This window comes from Alkalibacterium indicireducens, assembly GCF_039522005.1.
Classification (GTDB): domain Bacteria; phylum Bacillota; class Bacilli; order Lactobacillales; family Carnobacteriaceae_A; genus Alkalibacterium; species Alkalibacterium indicireducens.
Genome location: NZ_BAAADA010000158.1, coordinates 25,105 through 25,323, shown reverse-complemented (window position 1 = coordinate 25,323; position 219 = coordinate 25,105). Strand labels below are relative to the sequence as shown.

General features: G+C 39.7%; 1 pseudogene. It reads right to left on the bottom strand.

From position 1 onward, the window contains the following. Positions 1-219: pseudogene (locus ABFX15_RS09230) on the bottom strand (ISLre2-like element ISAot1 family transposase); the annotation flags it as partial.

The window sequence follows — 219 nt, the reverse complement described above, 5'->3', positions numbered from 1 at the left end:
CTCTACAAGAGGAGAATTACGGATTCTAGGCTTTAAGCCGACGGCTTTATCAAAAGGAATCACACTTTTTTTGTCTTCTTTTCGCATACGGTGGCGTTCAAAATCAACGGTTCCGAATGTAAATTGAAGCGTACGGTCAGGCACACTGTCAATCTCATATCCTTGTTCTTTGTAATCATGAAGTAATTCTAAATCAATCTGTTTAATAGCGGCACTGAG